The 18,329-nt window shown below is 45.5% G+C and carries 16 protein-coding genes and 1 riboswitch; of the genes, 4 read left to right on the forward strand and 12 right to left on the reverse strand.

The window, feature by feature from the left end:
• Nucleotides 1-3: 3 nt before the first annotated feature.
• Nucleotides 4-681 (reverse strand): potassium channel family protein, encoded by a 678-nt coding sequence (locus tag KAI36_RS21425; protein ID WP_023990146.1) that lies wholly within the window; start codon nt 679-681, stop codon nt 4-6.
• Nucleotides 682-885: 204 nt separating this feature from the next.
• Nucleotides 886-2,226 (reverse strand): TrkH family potassium uptake protein, encoded by a 1,341-nt coding sequence (locus KAI36_RS21430; RefSeq protein ID WP_025724032.1) that lies wholly within the window; start codon nt 2,224-2,226, stop codon nt 886-888.
• Between KAI36_RS21430 and KAI36_RS21435 the strand changes: the two genes are divergently transcribed.
• Nucleotides 2,156-2,428 carry a hypothetical protein gene (locus KAI36_RS21435; protein WP_220028222.1) on the forward strand — a complete coding sequence of 91 codons (273 nt, stop codon included), beginning with the start codon at nt 2,156-2,158 and terminating at the stop codon, nt 2,426-2,428. The genes KAI36_RS21430 and KAI36_RS21435 overlap by 71 nt on opposite strands.
• Before the next feature lie 169 nt (nt 2,429-2,597).
• A riboswitch (cyclic di-AMP (ydaO/yuaA leader) is annotated at nt 2,598-2,750 on the reverse strand.
• 261 nt (nt 2,751-3,011) lie between these two features.
• Entirely contained in the window at nt 3,012-4,742 is a 1,731-nt protein-coding gene (locus KAI36_RS21445) for a CPBP family intramembrane glutamic endopeptidase (RefSeq protein ID WP_220025969.1), read from the forward strand.
• On the opposite strand, the gene uvrC is transcribed toward KAI36_RS21445, so the two are convergent.
• The 4 genes from uvrC to KAI36_RS21465 form a co-directional block, all read right to left on the reverse strand.
• Nucleotides 4,711-6,828: an excinuclease ABC subunit UvrC gene (gene uvrC / locus KAI36_RS21450; protein WP_220025970.1), complete on the reverse strand. Its 2,118-nt coding sequence runs from the start codon at nt 6,826-6,828 to the stop codon at nt 4,711-4,713. The genes KAI36_RS21445 and uvrC overlap by 32 nt on opposite strands.
• A gap of 160 nt (nt 6,829-6,988) precedes the next feature.
• Nucleotides 6,989-7,306 (reverse strand): thioredoxin, encoded by a 318-nt coding sequence (trxA, locus tag KAI36_RS21455; RefSeq protein WP_010347861.1) that lies wholly within the window; start codon nt 7,304-7,306, stop codon nt 6,989-6,991.
• A 125-nt stretch (nt 7,307-7,431) separates the two neighbouring features.
• On the reverse strand, nt 7,432-8,379 hold the full coding sequence (dnaI, locus tag KAI36_RS21460) for a primosomal protein DnaI (protein WP_220025971.1): 948 nt from the start codon (nt 8,377-8,379) through the stop codon (nt 7,432-7,434).
• Nucleotides 8,380-8,623: 244 nt separating this feature from the next.
• A complete protein-coding gene (locus KAI36_RS21465; RefSeq protein WP_220025972.1) occupies nt 8,624-10,141 on the reverse strand; it encodes a replication initiation and membrane attachment family protein in 1,518 nt (505 codons plus the stop codon).
• Between the two features lie 344 nt (nt 10,142-10,485).
• Between KAI36_RS21465 and hemQ the strand changes: the two genes are divergently transcribed.
• Nucleotides 10,486-11,265 carry a hydrogen peroxide-dependent heme synthase gene (gene hemQ, locus KAI36_RS21470; protein WP_023990152.1) on the forward strand — a complete coding sequence of 260 codons (780 nt, stop codon included), beginning with the start codon at nt 10,486-10,488 and terminating at the stop codon, nt 11,263-11,265.
• 88 nt (nt 11,266-11,353) lie between these two features.
• Here the strand turns inward: hemQ and KAI36_RS21475 are convergent, their stop codons facing one another.
• From KAI36_RS21475 to KAI36_RS21490, 4 genes are all read right to left on the reverse strand, one after another.
• Complete coding sequence (locus KAI36_RS21475) at nt 11,354-12,481, reverse strand: ABC transporter permease (protein WP_220025973.1); 1,128 nt, start codon at nt 12,479-12,481, stop codon at nt 11,354-11,356.
• On the reverse strand, nt 12,478-13,815 hold the full coding sequence (locus tag KAI36_RS21480; protein WP_220025974.1) for an HlyD family secretion protein: 1,338 nt from the start codon (nt 13,813-13,815) through the stop codon (nt 12,478-12,480). Before KAI36_RS21480 ends, KAI36_RS21475 begins: the two co-directional genes overlap by 4 nt.
• A gap of 113 nt (nt 13,816-13,928) precedes the next feature.
• The gene (locus tag KAI36_RS21485) at nt 13,929-14,435 is read right to left on the reverse strand and encodes a MarR family winged helix-turn-helix transcriptional regulator (protein WP_023990155.1); all 507 of its coding nucleotides are present in this window, start codon (nt 14,433-14,435) and stop codon (nt 13,929-13,931) included.
• A gap of 135 nt (nt 14,436-14,570) precedes the next feature.
• Nucleotides 14,571-15,761, reverse strand: coding sequence for an NAD(P)/FAD-dependent oxidoreductase (locus KAI36_RS21490; protein ID WP_220025975.1), 1,191 nt, complete (start codon nt 15,759-15,761; stop codon nt 14,571-14,573).
• Nucleotides 15,762-15,999: 238 nt separating this feature from the next.
• Between KAI36_RS21490 and KAI36_RS21495 the strand changes: the two genes are divergently transcribed.
• On the forward strand, nt 16,000-17,004 hold the full coding sequence (locus KAI36_RS21495) for an NAD(P)/FAD-dependent oxidoreductase (RefSeq protein ID WP_023990157.1): 1,005 nt from the start codon (nt 16,000-16,002) through the stop codon (nt 17,002-17,004).
• Between the two features lie 160 nt (nt 17,005-17,164).
• On the opposite strand, the gene sda is transcribed toward KAI36_RS21495, so the two are convergent.
• Together sda and KAI36_RS21505 are read right to left on the reverse strand one after the other, a co-directional pair.
• Complete coding sequence (gene sda, locus KAI36_RS21500; RefSeq protein ID WP_007431918.1) at nt 17,165-17,308, reverse strand: sporulation histidine kinase inhibitor Sda; 144 nt, start codon at nt 17,306-17,308, stop codon at nt 17,165-17,167.
• 282 nt (nt 17,309-17,590) lie between these two features.
• Nucleotides 17,591-18,247 carry a YheC/YheD family protein gene (locus tag KAI36_RS21505; protein WP_220025976.1) on the reverse strand — a complete coding sequence of 219 codons (657 nt, stop codon included), beginning with the start codon at nt 18,245-18,247 and terminating at the stop codon, nt 17,591-17,593.
• Between the last annotated feature and the right edge of the window lie 82 nt (nt 18,248-18,329).

The following is an 18,329-nucleotide window of genomic DNA, read 5'->3' on the forward strand; positions in this document are numbered from 1 at the left end:
GGGTTAACCCTCTTCATTAACATTAACAACCTCATCCTCAAAGCGACCGATATTGTCATTCGAGCCGATGATAACCATAATATCGTCTGCTTTTAGCCGATCCATAGCCGTCGGTGCGATCAGGATACCGTTCGCCGTATGAAGCGCTACGACACTACAACCAAAGCGAGTACGGGCATTTAGCTCTGCTAGCGTTTTGCCATTCAGACATGCAGGTACATTGAGTTCCACAATACTGTATTCTTTGGACAACTCCAAATAATCGAGCAAATTAGGCGTGACTAGCTGATGAGCTACCCGGATACCCATATCCCGTTCTGGATAAATAATCCGGTCCACACCGAGCTTCTCTAACGCACGCCCGTGCAGCACAGATATGGCTTTGGCTACGACTTTTTTCACACCCAGCTCCTTCAGCAAAATGGCGGTCAGGATGCTTACTTGAATGTCATCACCAATAGCAACAATGCCGCAATCGAAATTCCGGATGCCCAGTGATCGCAATGAGTCTTCATCAGTAGCGTCCGCCACGACAGTATGTGTCAACATCTCACTCATACTGTCCACAACATCCTCATTCCGGTCAATGCCTAGCACCTCGCACCCCATATCCACCAATTGCAAAGCCAGGCTTGAGCCAAACCGCCCCAAGCCAATAACTACAAACTGCTGCGTTTTCATATCTACTCGAAAACTCCCTTATCTGAATCAATTTCATAAATGAGGATTTTGCAAAAATCCCATAAGCGACTTCCAATGAACAAGATATAGATCGAAATGGTTTAGTTCGTCTATATCTTGCACTTCGGAGCGACTGGTATCGAATTTTGCAAAATCCTGAAATGATTAAACCAACGAAATGTATACTACATATCATGAAATGATTCATCCTATAATCATTTTGCCTTCCGGATGACGATATAATTCTTTACCCTTTTTCGGCCCCAGTGCATAAGCTAGCGTGAGTGGCCCCAGTCTACCTGCAAACATCGTCAGGGTAATCACCAGCTTGCCTATGACTGTCAAATCAGGTGTAAGCCCTATCGACAGCCCCACCGTACCAAACGCAGACACTGTCTCGAACAAGATCATCAAAAAATGATGATCTTCGGTTGCCGACAAAATCATGGTCACCCCGATCACGAACAGCAGCCCCAGCAATGTAATGGTCAAAGCCTTGTAAATTCGTCCCTGCGCAAGTCGGTACCTGAACAGCACAATATCTTCACGTCCCCGCAGCATCGAAATCACGGCTCCAATGAGCAGCGCGAATGTTGTGGTCTTAATCCCGCCTCCAGTAGAGCCAGGAGAAGCGCCGATAAACATGAGTATGATGATAAAAAACTGCGTAGCCTGCCGCAAGCCTGCAATGTCCAGTGTATTGGCACCTGCGGTACGAGGGGTAACGGACTGGAATAAAGATCCCAGCAGTTTACCACCCCAATCAAGCGAGCCAAGAGTCTTTGGATTCGTAAATTCAAATACAAAAATCACGAGCGTGCCGACTACAATCAGAGCGCCCGTCATGCTGAGTACCACCTTAGTATGCAAGGACAGTCTCTTGCGCTTGCGATATTCTGCCAGGTCCGACATCACTACAAAACCAATGCCGCCTGAAATAATCAGGAACATAGCTGTAAAATTAACAATCGGATCATATACATAACCTGTCAGGCTGCGAAAGTGCCCGAATAAGTCAAAACCAGCATTGTTAAACATGGAGATGGCATGCCAAATCCCAAAATAAATCGCCCTGCCTACAGGCATATCAAACGACCAGCGAATCGCAAATATTGCAGCACATACGCCCTCAATGACCAGCGAGTACAGCAGCACCTTACGAATCAATCCGACAATTCCTTCGACAGAGGTCTGATTCATCGCTTCCTGTAAAATGAGGCGCTCCCGTAAGGAAATCCGACGTTTGAACACCAGCGCGATCAAGGTAGCCATAGTCATAAAGCCCAGGCCGCCGATCTGAATGAGCGCAGCGATAACAACTTGACCAAAGGTTGTAAAAAAGGTCCCCGTATCCTTTACGACAAGCCCTGTAACACAGGTCGCGGAAGCGGCAGTAAACAAAGCGTCTATAAACGCAAGTGGCTTTCCTGTTGTATTGGAGATCGGCAGCATTAACAATAAACTACCTATTAGAATGATAATGGCAAAGCCCGCAACGAATATCTGCGGTGGAGAAAGCCGGAGCCAGCTTGCATTGGGATTCATCTATTCATCACTTCTCTCCTACTTGGTGAATTATGAGCATGGAGATCGCTCCGGGTGCAGATTGTTCTTCCGATTGCTGTTACCCCCGGATACTTTTGCCTTTCAATACTCAATACTTCATACCTCACTACCTAATGAAACGTTTGGTGACTTTAAGGCAGGCAGCAGCGCAGCGGTCCATTTGAATCTGGAGAAGCGGTAGCGCTCGCCTTTGAGTCTGAATTTTAACCTTATTAGGGTTTCCTAATTCAATAAAATTCAGAGTCAACAGCGATCGGAAGATCAAATGGAACGCGCAGCGACTTAACTCAGCAAACTTTTACACGCACATATACGCACAAAAAAAGACACCGGAAAACCGAGTGCCTGACTTGGTTCCTGCTCACAGCCTACGAGGTTAGCTGACGGATTCGGGCAGCACAGTATGCCCTATTTACACTTCCGATCCACCAGGATCGGCTGTAAAATTCACCCCAGTAACATGGTTCCCCCGTTTTCCCATAGAAATTCGGCTCAACTGTATATCATTACCTATGTATTTCATAGGCATTGCCTCAAGATTATAATCCTTCTCTATCCAGATCACAAAACCGATTTCGCCGAAAAAACGTGAAATTGGCTTTATTTTGCGAATGGGCATCGTTTAATCGCAGCTTATCTTATTTTATTGGAACTTTAAAGTGCTTTCACTCTATTTTCATGAATATCGCTGGTCTGTTGGCGGGAACCTGTGCAGTATGATATCTTTAATGGATGTTCTTATTTACAGATTAAGGAGGAAACTCATGAATCCTATCGGGAAACCGGTCGTGCTCACGGCCAACTTCAAAAAATTAGGCTTGCTGGGCGGGATTGGCCTGATTTGCTTTTTTATCTTTCAATTGCTTATTCCCTCGCTTAGCAATCCGAGTCCAGAATCAGTAATGAACGCAAAGGTCATCAGCAAACAAGAAGCGGTCATACACGCATTGGACTTTGCCCGCTCCGAGTTGGGCTATACTGAATCACAGCCAGAGGAGCCTGTCGTGACCTATCAGGCCGAAACAGATTTGTACGGTTATTTATCTAGAGAAAAACTGCTTCAACAGTACGACCGTACATGGAAGAAAAATTACCCTTACGAAACCTTTCGGGTCGATCTGCCTGAATCCTCAGCGAAGAGCAAACTGCAAATTCATGTGGATTTATCCACTGGGAAGGTCGTTAGCTTTAAACGGATCACCTCCAGTACCAATTACACACAGGCTGATATTTCTACGGATGAACAAGCACGTAACAGGCTTGTACGTGTGGCTGAGGACGGCATGACGCTCGAAGCCAAGGAGCAGACAGCCGCAGTATGGGTCAAGCGCTTTGGCTTTAAGCCGTCGGATTTGAAGCTCGCGACCACTGAAAAAGAAGGCGGATTAAAGTATACCGTAGACGATAAAAAAATCGGCGCCTCGGTACTTACACTGGCTTTTACTTTCGAAGACGGTGATGTTCGCTCCTTCTCTCAAAGCTTTTCGGCCCCGTCGTCCTATACCGATTATATCGAAAAGCAAACATTTTGGGCGAATTGGATGACCTATGCGGGTTATGCCCTATTTAGTTTTGTGCTGGGTGTACTTGCCATTGTGTATGCGTCACTCACCCGACGACATACTTCATTTGTACGCGGCATTGTTCTGTCAATTATATACTTCATTGCTAGTATAGCTGGGACAATGAACATGCTGCCTTTATTGCAAGCAGAAGCAGGCGGTAAGGGCATGCTTATATTTCTTATGGTGTTCCAGATTGGTGTTACCTTCTTCATGGCGGTAGCGCTCTACTTCTCCTTGGTCGGCGGTGACGGACTTATGCGTCAGGTTGGACTGAATGCATGGCCGCGTGCGAAAGAGCCAGGCTACGGGCTGTATGTGCTTCGCAGTATGTATGTTGGCTACTTGTGGGCCTTTATTTTACTCGGGGTACAATCCATCTTATTCTTTATACTGGAGCGCACATTTAATACATTCTCCACAACAGATGCCACGCAATCCCCTTACAATATGGCTTATCCATGGTTACTGCCGATTATGGCCTGGATGGCAGGTATTGGAGAAGAGACTGTCTACCGTCTGTTTGGTATTCCGATGGTCAAAAAAATAGTAAAAAACACTTTTGTTGCTTGTCTGATCACCACGCTGATTTGGGCACTGGGACATACACTTTATCCGATCTATCCGGTGATTTCTAGACCTATTGAGCTGACTTTTCTTGGTTTACTGTTCAGTTTTGTGTTCCTGCGTTACGGCTTTATTGCCGCCATGTTCAGCCACGTTATTTTTGACAGCATTCTAATGGGGCTTAGTGTGATGAGTCTGGGAGACACTGTGAATGTGAGCGCTGGTCTATTCTGGATCTTACTTCCAGCCATTGTGGGTTACATCATTTATTGGTTTAGTCCTAAAAAGCCAAATCGAATTATGTTTGAACCTATTAAAAAAGAGGAGCCGTATTCTACGACTCCTCCTCCCGAAGGGCAGCTATAATCTGACGCGCAAGCTTATCCCCAATAGAGAGAGGCCGGAATTCTTCGACGCTGGCCTCTCTTATTTTTTTGAGTGATCCAAAATGCTTAAGCAGTAACTTACGCCGTTTCTCGCCGATGCCTGGAATAGAGTCCAGCCGGGAAGTTACCATAGATTTGCCGCGTTGCTCGCGGTGGAACGTGATGGCAAAACGGTGAACCTCGTCCTGAATCCGTTGCAGCAGATAAAATTCTTCACTATTGCGTGCAAGTGTCACGGCCTCAGAGGACTCTCCCACTAATAGTTGGGAAGTTCTATGTTTGGCATCCTTCACCAGACCACACACAGGAATGAACAAACCCAGCTCATTTTGCAGTACATCGGTCGCCGCCTTAATTTGTCCACGTCCACCATCCACAACGATCAAGTCGGGACGTTCCAGATTTTCCTTAAGCACACGTTCATATCTACGCCGAATAACCTCACGCATCGTTTCATAATCATCTGGTCCCTGCACAGAACGGATCTTATATTTTCGATACTCCTTCTTGGCAGGCTTGCCATCAATAAACACGATCATGGCGGAGACTGGATCGGAACCCTGGATGTTGGAGTTATCAAATGCCTCCACCCGGTGCAAGCTATCCAGCCCAATGGCACGTCCGAGATTGCTTGCAGCTTTGGATGTCCGTTCCTCATCCCGCTCGATCAGCTTAAACTTCTCATCCAAAGCAACACGTGCATTTTCCGTCGCCATGCCTGTCATTTGCTTTTTCAGTCCACGCTGCGGCACGAGTACCTTTACATCCAGCCATTCAGCCAGAGCGAGAGCCGCCGTAGACGGGTCCTCCAGTCCACCGGATAGTTGGGTTTCTGTTTCCTTTATTCCGGCATCTTGGTCACCAACTTGGCCTTGATTCGTTGCTGCTGCATAAGTTGCTCGTTCTTCAGCCACCAGCAGTGAGTCAGCAGAATGCTCTAACGAATATTGTACGTTTGACGCATCTGGTGCTATTTCCGTTTGTATCGCTTTGTCATCTGTCTGTCCGGTAACATCGGCTGTAGGTGCACTGTGGAGTGCAGTTTCTGCCGCAACCGGTTGATCGACATTGACCTGTTCCGCCTGCATCAGCTTAGGAGAATCTGGCAGCAATATTTCTTGCGGCACTGCCGGGTTGTCACTATAATATTGCGTCACATAGGACATAAAATCACTGTAAGCCTCACCGTAGAAAGGAAAAGTCGACATATGGCGCTCGATCATTTTACCTTTACGGACATATAGGATTTGTACACACATCCAGCCCTTATCTACTGAAAAACCGAATACATCTCGATCTTTCGCATCCGATGTGGTGATTTTCTGCTTTTCCATCATCGCGTCGATGCTGATAATCTGATCTCGCAGCTCCTTGGCCCGCTCAAAGTACAATTCATCTGCGGCCTCCTGCATTTTACGCTGAAGATCCTTTTTAATTTCCTCATGTCCCCCGCTCAAAAAGGAACCAATCTCCTGACCAATCTGGTCATACGTTTCCTTCTCGACCTCTTTCACACAAGGCCCCAAACATTGATGCATGTGATAATACAGACACACTTCCTTGGGCATCACACCACACTTGCGTAACGGATACATACGATCCAGCAGCTTCTTCGTCTGATGCGCCGCGTAGGAATTGGGGTACGGTCCAAAATATTTTGCTTTATCCTTCAGAACGCGACGGGTCACCTCCAGCTTGGGGTGTGCCTCGTTCGTAATTTTCAAATACGGAAAGGTTTTATCATCCTTCAATAGCACGTTATAGCGCGGCTGGTACTTTTTAATGAGGTTGCACTCCAAAATGAGCGCCTCCATATTACTGCCTGTAACGATATATTCAAAATCACGGATATCGGAAACCAGTCGCTGCGTCTTGCCGTTATGGCTACCTGTAAAATAGGAACGGACCCGGTTTTTCAACACTTTGGCCTTGCCGACATAAATAATGGTGCCTTCGCTATTCTTCATCAGGTAACAGCCTGATGCATCCGGCAGTAACGCTAATTTGTGCCGTATGTTCTCCAGCGCCTTCTCCTGATTCTGCAAGTCCTCCGCATAAGGTTTCATTCGCCCGGTTCCTCCTTCCATTCTTAATGATTACTCAACTAACTACTTATAATATATAGGAATAATACACAAAAACGCCCCCGGTATTTACAACCGGAGGCATTGACCTTTCATGGCCGCTCCACCAAGCCCCCGCAGGAGCATGGGTCACATGCGATGATTATTGGTGTTTAGTAAGCATGCTTTTCAGCGCTTCTTTGGAGTTCAGACCTACCACTTTATCAACAGGCTGTCCGTCTTTGAAAACGATCAGGGTAGGAATGCTCATCACGCCGAAACGGGAAGCAGACTCTGGATTTTCATCCACGTTCACCTTCGCGATTTTGACGCTGTCGCCAACTTCTGTGGACAGATCCTCCAGAATAGGAGCGATCATTTTGCAAGGACCGCACCATGGCGCCCAAAAATCAACCAAAACGGTTCCTGTGCCTTCGACTTCTGCGTTGAAGGATTGATCGGACACGTTAACAATTGCCATTGTATGTTCCTCCTTTATAGAAAAGTCAAGATTATTATAACCTGTAATGTCTGTTTCGACACCTTTTAATTATATCACAATAGTCTTTTAATTGTAAGATATCAAAATAGCAGACGGAAAAACGCTTACCCCCGCTGATTTTTTCCCTTTACGGTAATGACATCCACAAAAGGACGAATCCGGTCCATCAAGCGTTGTCCTTTGTACATTTCCTCTCCGTCCTTGCTCGTAAAGCTAAGATGCTTCTCCAGCCCCTGCAACGAATAATTGGAGGTATAAAAAGTAGGTTTGCGGTTCATTCGGTAATTCAATATAGAACCCATCACATGGTCCCGTACCCACGGGCTTAAATTTTCGGCACCAATATCGTCAAATACGAGCAGATCACAATTTTTGAGCATTTCGGTCGTTTCCTTCAGCTTCTGCCCGTCCTGAATCATGGACTTTAAGTCCTCCACAAAATCAGGCATATACACGATCACACCGTTCAGACCTGACAGAGCCAACTCGTGCAATAGATAGCCCATCAAAAAAGTTTTACCCGTACCAAACGTACCTTCCAGATACAGTCCTTTTTTGGATAGACCCTGACTTTTCGTTTCTTCAATGTAGCGGAATAGCTGTGTGACGGCAGGCATACGTTGTGAATCTTTGCGTGCAATTTCAAGAGCGTTATATCCCTCCAGAAGTGCGCGTTCATCCACATAAAAGCTTTTAATTCTCTGACGCACCTGTTGTTCATGTTGGGAAGCAACCAGCTTCGCACATGGGGTCCGAATGTCCACGATTTCGGCTGTTCCATTCGGATATTCCACGCCCAGCTTACAAAAGTGGCCCTGAAAATCGTTAGGACACCGTTCCAGCCCCGGACAATTGTCGCAATTTCGACGATCCCGGGCATACTGAAAGAGCATGCTCATGTTGAGTCGCAATTGTGTTTCGTCCACATCAGGATGCGCAGCACAAAACTCCTGCACGAGCGGATCATTTAGAACTTGATCGGCTACATTGCGAGTGCGCTGGCGAAACGAAGGGTTCTGCATCTGCTGTAGCAAATCGCCCAGTGATTCCAAGAACGCTCCTCCTTTCTAAAATGTGCAGAGTTATGGAGGGAGACGACGCTACGCGTGCAGATTGTTCTTCCGATTGCTGTTATCTCCGGATTTCTGAATTATAATTTCAAAAGTTGAAATCCGGGGATAAAGGCAAACGCTTCGCTTCTTCAGAACAATTCTGCCCGCTCCGCTGCCGACCGCCATAAAGTCGACATCTATTTGAATTGGCTTCGCTTAATAGTTTTATAAAACCTAAAATTCACTAGACTTTTTTCTGTTTTCCGGATTGCATTCGTTCGGCCAGACGCAGCAGTTCATCCAATTCTTCCTCAGATACAGACTCCTCGGAAGGGTGATCCTGAACGATTGGAATGGATGGCTTGGCTGGCCCGTTATTTTTGGCATATGCGCGGGATCGGCCGCCGGAAGGAGAAGCAGAGGACTGTTTTCCTTTTACCTTGGCTTGATCCCTTATATATTGAACGGCTTTTTCGTAAGTGTTTACCTGCTTAAGCAGCATGTTGGAAGCAACGGCCTCGACAAAGTTTCGGTTAATCCGCTGATCGCTCCCAGATACGAGCAGTGACATCAAATAATGGATCAGCACGTTGATGACTTCACCGGGCAGCTTATAGCTGATATCAATTTTCTCGAATATATCCAGCAGGTTACCGGGAACCGTGCCGGGGAAAAAGGTTTGCAGCAAACGACGATAAGGCTCGTTGCGCAACATCATATTATATTGGTGAATGTCACATTTGGCTGTGAATTGTGGTGGAACCTCCACATAAAATTCCATTTCCACAGCCTGTTCTGCAGGCGGCTCTTCAGATGTGGAAGTTTCCCTCTGGCGCAAGGCGACCACTTTGGCGGCCTGTACCTGCTGTTCCTCCTGACGCTTCCGATCCTGTCTGGAGTGCTGACTAGCCCGAAGCTGAAGCTCGTCAAGCAACAAATCGCCTGCTTCGGTAAAAATACCATCCTCATCCAGCAAGCGACTAATATCCTGTACAGAAAGGTCAAATTTGCGAACAACGTAATTGACCATGCCTAACTGCTCGTGCTCAAACCGGAGACGCTCCACATGCTTGCGATTGGCAGATTCACGCGGAAAACGGAGAATAATATCTGCATAATTCAATGCTTCCTCCGATTCTGACGCTAGTGGTCCAGTCTGACGGCTAGTGGACACCTCGGACAGCGCCTGTTCCAGTTCATAATCTATAACATGGGTATTCAATTCAAATAACTCGTAGAAAGGAATCGAAATATTCTCTTTATTATAGGAAGATTGCGACCATTCGCTAGATTCCCTGCTCCACAACGATTCTCTCAGAGAGAGCACTGCAAACTTACCGATCTTGTCTCTCAACAAAAGGGTGAGATGCTGTGTTCTGAAAAATTCAGCAGGTGCGAGCGGCGGCTGCATCTCATATTCATACATATAGTCGTCCGTTTCGGGTGCATACAGCCTGGACGTCTGTAACAGACCGACGGCCTCCAGCTTGGAGGTCTGTTCAATCAAATACTTGCGTCCCTTCTCACTCGGCTCCAGTCCCAGTGTCAGAAAAAGGCGACGCTGCTGTTCCAACGGCGAATAACCGATTTGTCCGACTGGCACATGCTGGAACAACAGTCGATACAGACTGACCGCAAATGCGCCTACCATCGGCTGATAGACGCTTCCCAGCATCAATTCATCCAGTGCGCTCAAGCCAAATTCCCGATAAACGCAGTAGCGGTGGTTCTCAGTATAGTGCAGCAGGTTTTTCATCCGCATTCCAACATTCTTCCTTTCCTGACATAACGGTCTCCAAGATGTTTTTCTATTCTATCATACTTGCCTTCTCGTGGGACCAACAAAATAAGGGCAATTGTTCTCCTTTTTGGCAGCCGTATTCGTCTGAGTTCTACTTTTTTCGAGAATACTAACTATTTTAAGACTTTGTGACCTGTATCATGGTAAAAATAAAATTCTTCACACTTCTTTCATTGGTGAAAAGCTTTACTTTGAGCTACAATATAATGGTTAAGCATCACGTATTGGATACAGGAATGATATAAGGAAGTACACATATTTCGGCTAAGCCGATTATCATTTACAGACGTAAAGGAGTGTAGATCGTGAGTCAACATCAACCTCAACAAACCCCAGCAACTCCCAACGAAGTAGCCTCCACACTGGAAGGCTGGTATGCGCTTCACGATTTCCGGTCCATCAACTGGACAGCATGGAAGACCGCAGACGATGAAGAGCGCGCCGGAGCACTGGACGAGCTTCAAGAGTTTATGAAGGAATGGAACGTTACCGAGGAAGCGGGTCTGGGCAGTTCAGCTGTCTATACTGTTGTCGGACAAAAGGCTGATTTTGTCATGATGCACCTGCGCGAAACGCTGGAAGACCTCAATAAGCTGGAAAATGACTTTAACAAAACAACCTTCGCCAAATATACAACCAAAACCTATTCTTATGTGAGTGTGGTGGAACTAAGTAATTATTTGAGCAAAGATGAAGATCCCATGCAAAATCCACAAATTGTCGCACGCTTGAAGCCCGTATTAAACAAGGCCCGTTATATTTGCTTCTATCCAATGAACAAAAAACGTGACCTGGACGATAACTGGTACATGCTTTCGATGGACGAGCGCCGCACCTTGATGCGCAGCCACGGTTTAATTGGACGCAGCTATGCTGGCAAAGTAAAGCAAATCATTTCCGGTTCCGTCGGCTTTGACGATTGGGAATGGGGCGTAACACTGTTCTCCGATGACGCACTTCAGTTCAAGAAGCTAATCTACGAAATGCGTTTTGATGAAGTCAGCGCCCGTTACGGTGAATTCGGCTCCTTCTATGTCGGCAGCGTGTTGAATGAAGAGACATTTGAAGACATGTTGAAGCTGTAAGACGCAGACCTCAGAACTCTTTACAGAATAAAACCGAGGATTTCGTGAACTCCCACTTTCGGGACGACGGAATCCTTTTTTATATACCTCAATGCGCCAGCTTTCTTTTCTCCAAAGCGATCAGAATAAAGATAATAAGCAGCAAACCACTTAGTAAGATCAAAAAGCCTCCCAACTCGGGAATAAAATATTTTAAGCTCCCACCTTTAAAGCCCATACCTCTCAAAAACTTGAAATGCCAGGTCAATGGAAGGATGTTACTTACATATTGCAGCGATGGAGGCAGCATAGCCACTGGCAATTGAGCGCCGCTCAGTAAAAACGAAGGCAGTATAATTAGCATAAGGCGTGGGGAAGCTTTTCCAGGATTGGCCGCATTCCATCCTAAAGCCATCGCAAACAAACCCAACGTAATCGTGTACAGGAGAAATGGAATACTGAGCTGCCATACATTCGCTTCAAAGCGTAATCCGCCAATTTGCTTAAGTAAACCAATGGACAGGTAAAAGGACACACATCCTACTAACGCATACGGCAACACCCTGAGAATCAACCCATACGAATGCTGAAGCTCCTCTTTTAATCTTCCTTGCTCCCGCAATCGCGGGACAATTGTCAGTACAGTAGCACCAATCAGTGAAATCATGACCGTATTAATGAACCCCATAACCGAGGTCATCAAAGTAGCATTGGTAGGATTATATAACAGGCGCTGCTGAAGCAGCATATTGGAAGTAAGCCCTGTAACCTGACTGTCACTCATTCCCATCCCCTTTAATCCACCACCAGCCAGCATCGCATTTTCCGTCGCCATGATCTCTGTGACTGCCGAGCGTAGATTTCCAGTAGCCTGACCTACCGTATTATCTACATAAAAACCGATGTTGCTTTGAACTCCTTTAATCCTATTTTCCTCCAACCCAGCTGGAAGGTAAATCACCGCAAAAAACTTTTCATTATATAAAAGTAAATTCGGATCGGTTTCGTTCTCTTGCACATGGCGTACATCAATATACTGTGATGCATCTAATTTATTAATAAGCTGTCGGCTATAACTGCTATGATCTAAATCGACTACAGCTACAGAAGCATCGTTAAGCTGATTATTTTTAAAAACAAATCCAAAGGCAACAGCTACCACGATAGGAACGAGCAGCATAATAAAAACCATTTTGCCGCTGATCATCAGCTTCCATTCTTCTATAAACGCCTTCATTTCGTCACAACCTCTACCGTCATTCCAGGCAATAATTCAGATGTTCGCTGGACATCCACCCGTACTTGGAAGGAGCTTATATCCGACAGACCTTTGTCCCGACTCATTCTCATGTTGGTATACTGAGGGGCAGAAGTAATGTACCTCACCTTGCCTTGGACACCTTTATCTAAAGCTACAACGTGCGAAGTCACATTTCCCCCAGCTTTAAATTGTGATATGGAATCCTCGCCCACATAAATATCGTAGTATAGCTGATTGGTTTCAATAACGGCGCCCGTTGCCCCCGTAGAAACGATCTCTCCCATTTTAGGTACAATACGTGCCACCTTACCATCTGTAGATGCCTTCAGCACCATACGTCCGCGCTGCAATTCCAAAGTTTTGAGTTGAACACTCAATGCCTGCTTTTGTTGAGCCAGAAGATCCACATTGTATGCGCTATTCTTAACATCTTTTCGTGTTTGTGAGGTTTGAGTCAAGGCTTCCTTGGCTTTTTCTGTTTTGATACGAGCCTGCTGGCGTTCCTCAGCAGTTGCGCCAGCCTCCATTTTATCCAAAGCGGTTTGCTGCTGAGCGATCCCATTTTTGGCAATGTCCGATTGTTTGCTAGCCGCTGTAATCTGGTTGTTGGCAATTTCAACCTGATCCTTAGCTGTATCTAACGCGATTTGGGCATTATCCAGTTGGTTTTTGGCGTTATCCAGTTCTGCTTTGGTTCCAGCTCCGGCATCATATAACGCTTGGATACGATTGTAATTCACTTTAGCCAAGTCCAGAGCCTGTTGTCTGGATGCTACTGTTTTTTGCGCGATTTCCGCATTTCTTTTGGCTGTCTCTACTCCTGTCAGAGCTGCGTCCAACGATTGCTGTGCTGCTTCAATAGCCAGCTTTTGTCTTACAATGTCCTCCGCACGTGTGCCTTGGTTTAATAAGGACTCTCCCGCTTGTGCGGCTTGAATGTCCAATTGCCCCTGTTTTTCTGAATTCGAAATTTTCTCCGACTGATTTTGCAACCCGTCTTTAGCCTGTTTTATTTTCACATCAGCCTGTGCGATATCCGTTTTTAATTTCTCAATTTGCAAATCAAGGTCTACAGGATCGAGGGTCATGAGCACATCCCCTTTTTTCACCTGTTGTTCTTCCTTCACCTCAATCGTGTTTACTCTTCCCCCTACGCCCTGAAAAGCAACATTCACGGTATCTGCCGTAAGCAGTGTATTTTTTTGTTGGGCTGCCATACTCACAGCATCCTTGCCGCTCATTGCCATTAGCGTACCCCCAGTACCTAACGCGACAACAAGTAATACGTACACGATGATCTTTTTGTTCATTACAATAAACTCTCCTTCATGATGATTTAGCAATAATAGTTAAAAATTAATAGTCGAAAACTAATAAGGAACCTGATAGTACGACGTCTAACTATTTGAGTTGGGAAATTTTTTTATTCCCGTTTTATCTGTTCAAGTCCTGAGGAAAGCTTATTTAATAACGTAGCAAAAAGAATATGATCTTCCTTCGTAAATTCATTCATCAAATCAGCAAAAAGCTGCATAAACAACGGAATTCTTTCCGTCATTAACTGTTTACCTTCATTAGTCAAGGAGATTGCAGTCATACGTCGATCCGTCAGCGTACTTCTCCGGATGATGCCGTCTCGTTCCAGCTTATCAATTACACTGGTTACTGTTGAACGAGTAACTCCTGAATATTCAGCCAGCTCGGATGGAGTCAATGCACGTTCATGAAGAAACAATGGCATTAAAATTTTCAGGTTGCCTACAGATAGCCCATATTCCGACAGTCTGGAAGACACTCCATTGTACACTTCATGCGCTGCCTGCACGAAAAGTACCAACGTATTCAACGATTGGGAGTCCGCATTTGGAAACTTTTCTGCCAATAAATTTATTCTCTTGGGATCAGCATTGATATTAAAATCAGAATTCAATCTGAAGCTCCCCCTCTGTAATTAGTAACCATACTATACGTCGTCAAATAGTTATGAGTCAATACCTTTTTTTGTTCGCCTAAATAAAAAAGGTCTCCATGCTCCCTTTTAGGAGTCAAGGAAACCTTTCTACCTTTAGAAAAACCGTCCTTTTTTCAGTACCAGTGGAATTCCGCCAATGATGAACAGATAGCGGAGATCCACAATTTTTTTCAATTGTGCGGCCACCCAACCTTTTATTTTGCGTTTGCCCACCACGGCGACAGCTTCGCCTTTTCCAAGGGAAGCAACCGTCCCTTTGTTGGAAAATACGAACTTGTGCAGCTCCTTTTTGCGAAGAGTAGCGGCCAGATTTTTGGCACAAAGGACCCCTTGCTGCATCGCAATTTGGGCAGTCGGTGGATAAGGGCGTCCTTCAGGATTAAACATCAGGGAGCTGTCCCCGATAATAAAAATATCATCGTGGCCTGGTGCACGCAGAAAATCGTCGATTTTCACCCTTCCGCGCATCACTTCGAATCCAGCTTTCTCGATTAATCCGTTCCCACGGATCCCTCCCGTCCAGACCACCGTGCAGGCTTCGATTTTCTCACCCTCACCAACGATTACACCATCCTGCAAGCATTCCTTAATCGGAATTCCAATGCGGAAGGTGATCCCTTTATGCTTAAGGACATCCATCGCATACTCCACCAGCTCAGGATCGAACCCTGGCAGTGCCGTAGGAGCTGCCTCGACGTTAATGATTTGAATCCGGTTAAAATCGATGTCATAGGCTCTGGCCAGCTGTGGCAATCGATCCGCCAACTCCGCTACAAACTCAATGCCGCTAAAACCAGCGCCTCCTACGACGAAATTGAGGCGACCTGGTTTACCGTCATTTTTATACAGGGCCAGCTGGTATTCAATATGCTCACGAATTAGGCGAACCGAGTTAATACTGCGAATCGTCAGCGCGAACTTATCCATTCCCGGAATACCGAATGTTTCTGGCTCCCCGCCTAGTCCGATGACCAAATAATCGTAGGATAGCGAGCCATCCTCCAGCACGATTTTTTTCTCCTTTGGTATGATTTCCTTAACCGTTCCTTTGACTAAATCAACCTTGAACTCATCGATTAGCTGGGCAATCGGAATCCTTGAATGCTCAATCGTATCCGTACCTGCCGCAGGCATATGAAGATGTGTCGTAATATAGTGGTAATCATGACGATTGATCAGCGTGACATCCGCCTCATTGTGCTTGAGCTCCTTTTGCAATTGCTGAGCCGTCAATATACCGCCATATCCAGCGCCCACAATGACAATTTTGGGAATACTGCTCATGCTTCTACCCCTTCCGATATACATAATCATTAATTATTCACAGCTGTTCTCTCAAAACGGTTAATTTATACTCATAGAAAAGTCTTCATCAAATATTAATCGCTTTAACTTTGCAAGCGGAACCCAGCAGTTTATAATGATAAACAGTGAATCATGCGTTCGGCGGCTATCTGAACCTCTATGCGGCTGATTCAATATCTACAAATCCCATACTATCCCTTTCGGAGGTGTTTTTAGAGTGACAGCTCAATCCACAGGTGCGGAGATCCGCGATCTGATTATTATCGGAGGCGGTCCAGCCGGTATTTTCGCCGCTTTTTACGGAGGAATGCGTCAGGCATCCGTCACCTTAATTGAAAGTATGCCCCAACTGGGCGGCCAGCTTGCAGCCCTTTATCCTGAAAAATATATTTATGACGTCGCTGGCTTTCCTAAAGTGACTGCACAAGAACTGGTTAACAATTTGGTTCAACAAATGAACCACTTTAATCCAGAGGTGCAGCTAGAAGAGAAAGTCGTATCGTTAGAGAAAAAGGAAGAACGCCACTTCATCGTAAAAACAGACAAAGGTGGCGAGTATCATGGTAAAGCGGTTATTATTACCGCTGGTGTGGGTGCTTTCGAGCCGCGCAGACTGGAGCTTCCAGGTGCCGAACGTTTTGAAAAAACGAACCTGCATTACTTTGTCAGCGATCTGAGCAAATTTGCAGGCCGAAAAGTGCTAATCAGCGGTGGTGGTGACTCTGCTGTAGACTGGGCACTTATGCTGGAACCGATTGCAGAGCAGGTTACATTGATTCACCGCCGTGACAAATTCCGTGCGCATGAACACAGTGTCGAAAACCTCCTCGCTTCCAAAGTAAACGTTATTACACCAACGGAAATTACAGAATTGCATGGAGAAGACACGATTACGAAAGTCACTCTTGCTCATGTAAAAACCAAAGAAACACAGGAAATCGAAGTGGACGATGTGATCGTTAACTTTGGATTTGTATCCACACTTGGCCCGATTGCTGAATGGGGAATTGAAATCGAAAGTAACTCTATCGTGGTCGATTCTCGCCAGGAAACAAATATTCCCGGCATTTTCGCCGCAGGGGACATTACGACCTATCCAGGCAAGCTCAAGCTGATTGCGGTCGGCTTTGGTGAAGCTCCTACGGCAGTCAACAACGCCAAGGTCTATGTAGATCCAGATGCCAAGTTGTCTCCCGGTCACAGCAGTAACATGAAGTTGTAGTCTAGTTTAGACTATGACAAAAAAGGGTATTTTACTCCAAATTTGAATCTTTGGAGTGAAATACCCTTTTTTACGGTGTGCCTATTCGTTGCAGTGATTGTCCGTAAAATCATTCGAACCCTGAATGACTTTACAGTCGCAGTACGAGAGCTTGTCCGGTCTAATGAAGGACTACGGCTGTATTCATCTCTAGATTTCTTTTGTGAATCTCAGCCAGCAACAGTGCAATGAAGTCACATTCAAGTTTAAGCTCGATTGCCATCTGATAGGAATCCAAAAGCATCTCATCCGTCAGCATAGCCATCCTCGACACAACCTTTCCTTTTATTTCAAAATCTATTCTATCAAAATACCAAAAACGGAACAAGCGTTCTGTTATCCACAGTCAATTGTGGAAATCCTGTGTATAAATTGTTGGTAAGTGTCGTTAACCCATATATGTGACAGGGGATAATGTGGACAATATTTATACACAGAATTTTTACGCTTGAACACAAAAAAAATATTTTTATTATTTATATAAATATATTATATTTAGCGTCTTGTTAATAGATTATATTGGAATTTTTTTAAAGAAATCAGAAATTTATTGAGGTCTTGTATTAACCTCTAAAATCCATACCCGTCCACTCTGATCAAGCCCGTAATCAAATCCCAGTTGTCCGATCCCAGGAAATCTTCTTTCCAGTACAGGAATACAGCGTTGTGTAAGTTGAATGATTTCTCGCCGCTTTTGAATAGCAAGCCGCCGGGGATATATCATCCGAAGCGCCTCTGTTCCCTTCAGCAAAGTTCCCCCTTTGCACAGATTTGTAATGACCAGTCCGGGACGAGCATGACGTGCAACCACCGCACGAAAATCCCATCTCTGCCCTTCCTTCACGACTTTGACTCGATAGTCGACAGGTCTACCTTGAATACTTGCCAGTTGGATGCCTTGTTGAATGAGATATGGACGTTGGATTCGGAGCTTATTGATTCCGAATACAAGTGCTCTAAAATGACTGAACCGATGTGTATGCTCCATACGCGTACAGGCGTATCCTCTACGCTCCTTTGCCACACGCATGACTCCGATTCCTCCGCCTCCTTTTACAGGTTTTATAAATACAAAAGCATGCCGCCGCAGCATCATGCGCAATTGATCTTCACTATATAGACAGGTTTCCGGTATATAAACGGCGGTATGTGGATGGTACAGCAGCGCCTTCGTCTTGAGCCATTTGCTTGCAAGTTGCCTCATCTAACCCTCTCCTTTCGCCGTCAGGTATACTTATACATACTCAACAGGAATGTTCTATTCTTGGATGATTGTCGGCGGCATG

It is taken from the genome of Paenibacillus sp. S02, assembly GCF_019454065.1.
Lineage (GTDB): Bacteria > Bacillota > Bacilli > Paenibacillales > Paenibacillaceae > Paenibacillus > Paenibacillus polymyxa_B.

Excerpts from the sequence above, each read along its gene's own strand:
- KAI36_RS21425 (WP_023990146.1), bottom strand. The coding sequence starts at position 681 with ATGAAAACGCAGCAGTTTGTAGTTATTGGCTTGGGGCGGTTTGGCTCA.
- KAI36_RS21435 (WP_220028222.1), top strand. The coding sequence starts at position 2,156 with ATGATAATGGCAAAGCCCGCAACGAATATCTGCGGTGGAGAAAGCCGG.
- KAI36_RS21430 (WP_025724032.1), bottom strand. The coding sequence starts at position 2,226 with ATGAATCCCAATGCAAGCTGGCTCCGGCTTTCTCCACCGCAGATATTC.
- KAI36_RS21445 (WP_220025969.1), top strand. The coding sequence starts at position 3,012 with ATGAATCCTATCGGGAAACCGGTCGTGCTCACGGCCAACTTCAAAAAA.
- uvrC (WP_220025970.1), bottom strand. The coding sequence starts at position 6,828 with ATGAAACCTTATGCGGAGGACTTGCAGAATCAGGAGAAGGCGCTGGAG.
- trxA (WP_010347861.1), bottom strand. The coding sequence starts at position 7,306 with ATGGCAATTGTTAACGTGTCCGATCAATCCTTCAACGCAGAAGTCGAA.
- KAI36_RS21465 (WP_220025972.1), bottom strand. The coding sequence starts at position 10,141 with ATGCGGATGAAAAACCTGCTGCACTATACTGAGAACCACCGCTACTGC.
- KAI36_RS21475 (WP_220025973.1), bottom strand. The coding sequence starts at position 12,481 with ATGAAGGCGTTTATAGAAGAATGGAAGCTGATGATCAGCGGCAAAATG.
- KAI36_RS21480 (WP_220025974.1), bottom strand. The coding sequence starts at position 13,815 with ATGAACAAAAAGATCATCGTGTACGTATTACTTGTTGTCGCGTTAGGT.
- KAI36_RS21490 (WP_220025975.1), bottom strand. The coding sequence starts at position 15,761 with ATGAGCAGTATTCCCAAAATTGTCATTGTGGGCGCTGGATATGGCGGT.
- sda (WP_007431918.1), bottom strand. The coding sequence starts at position 17,308 with ATGGCTATGCTGACGGATGAGATGCTTTTGGATTCCTATCAGATGGCA.
- KAI36_RS21505 (WP_220025976.1), bottom strand. The coding sequence starts at position 18,247 with ATGAGGCAACTTGCAAGCAAATGGCTCAAGACGAAGGCGCTGCTGTAC.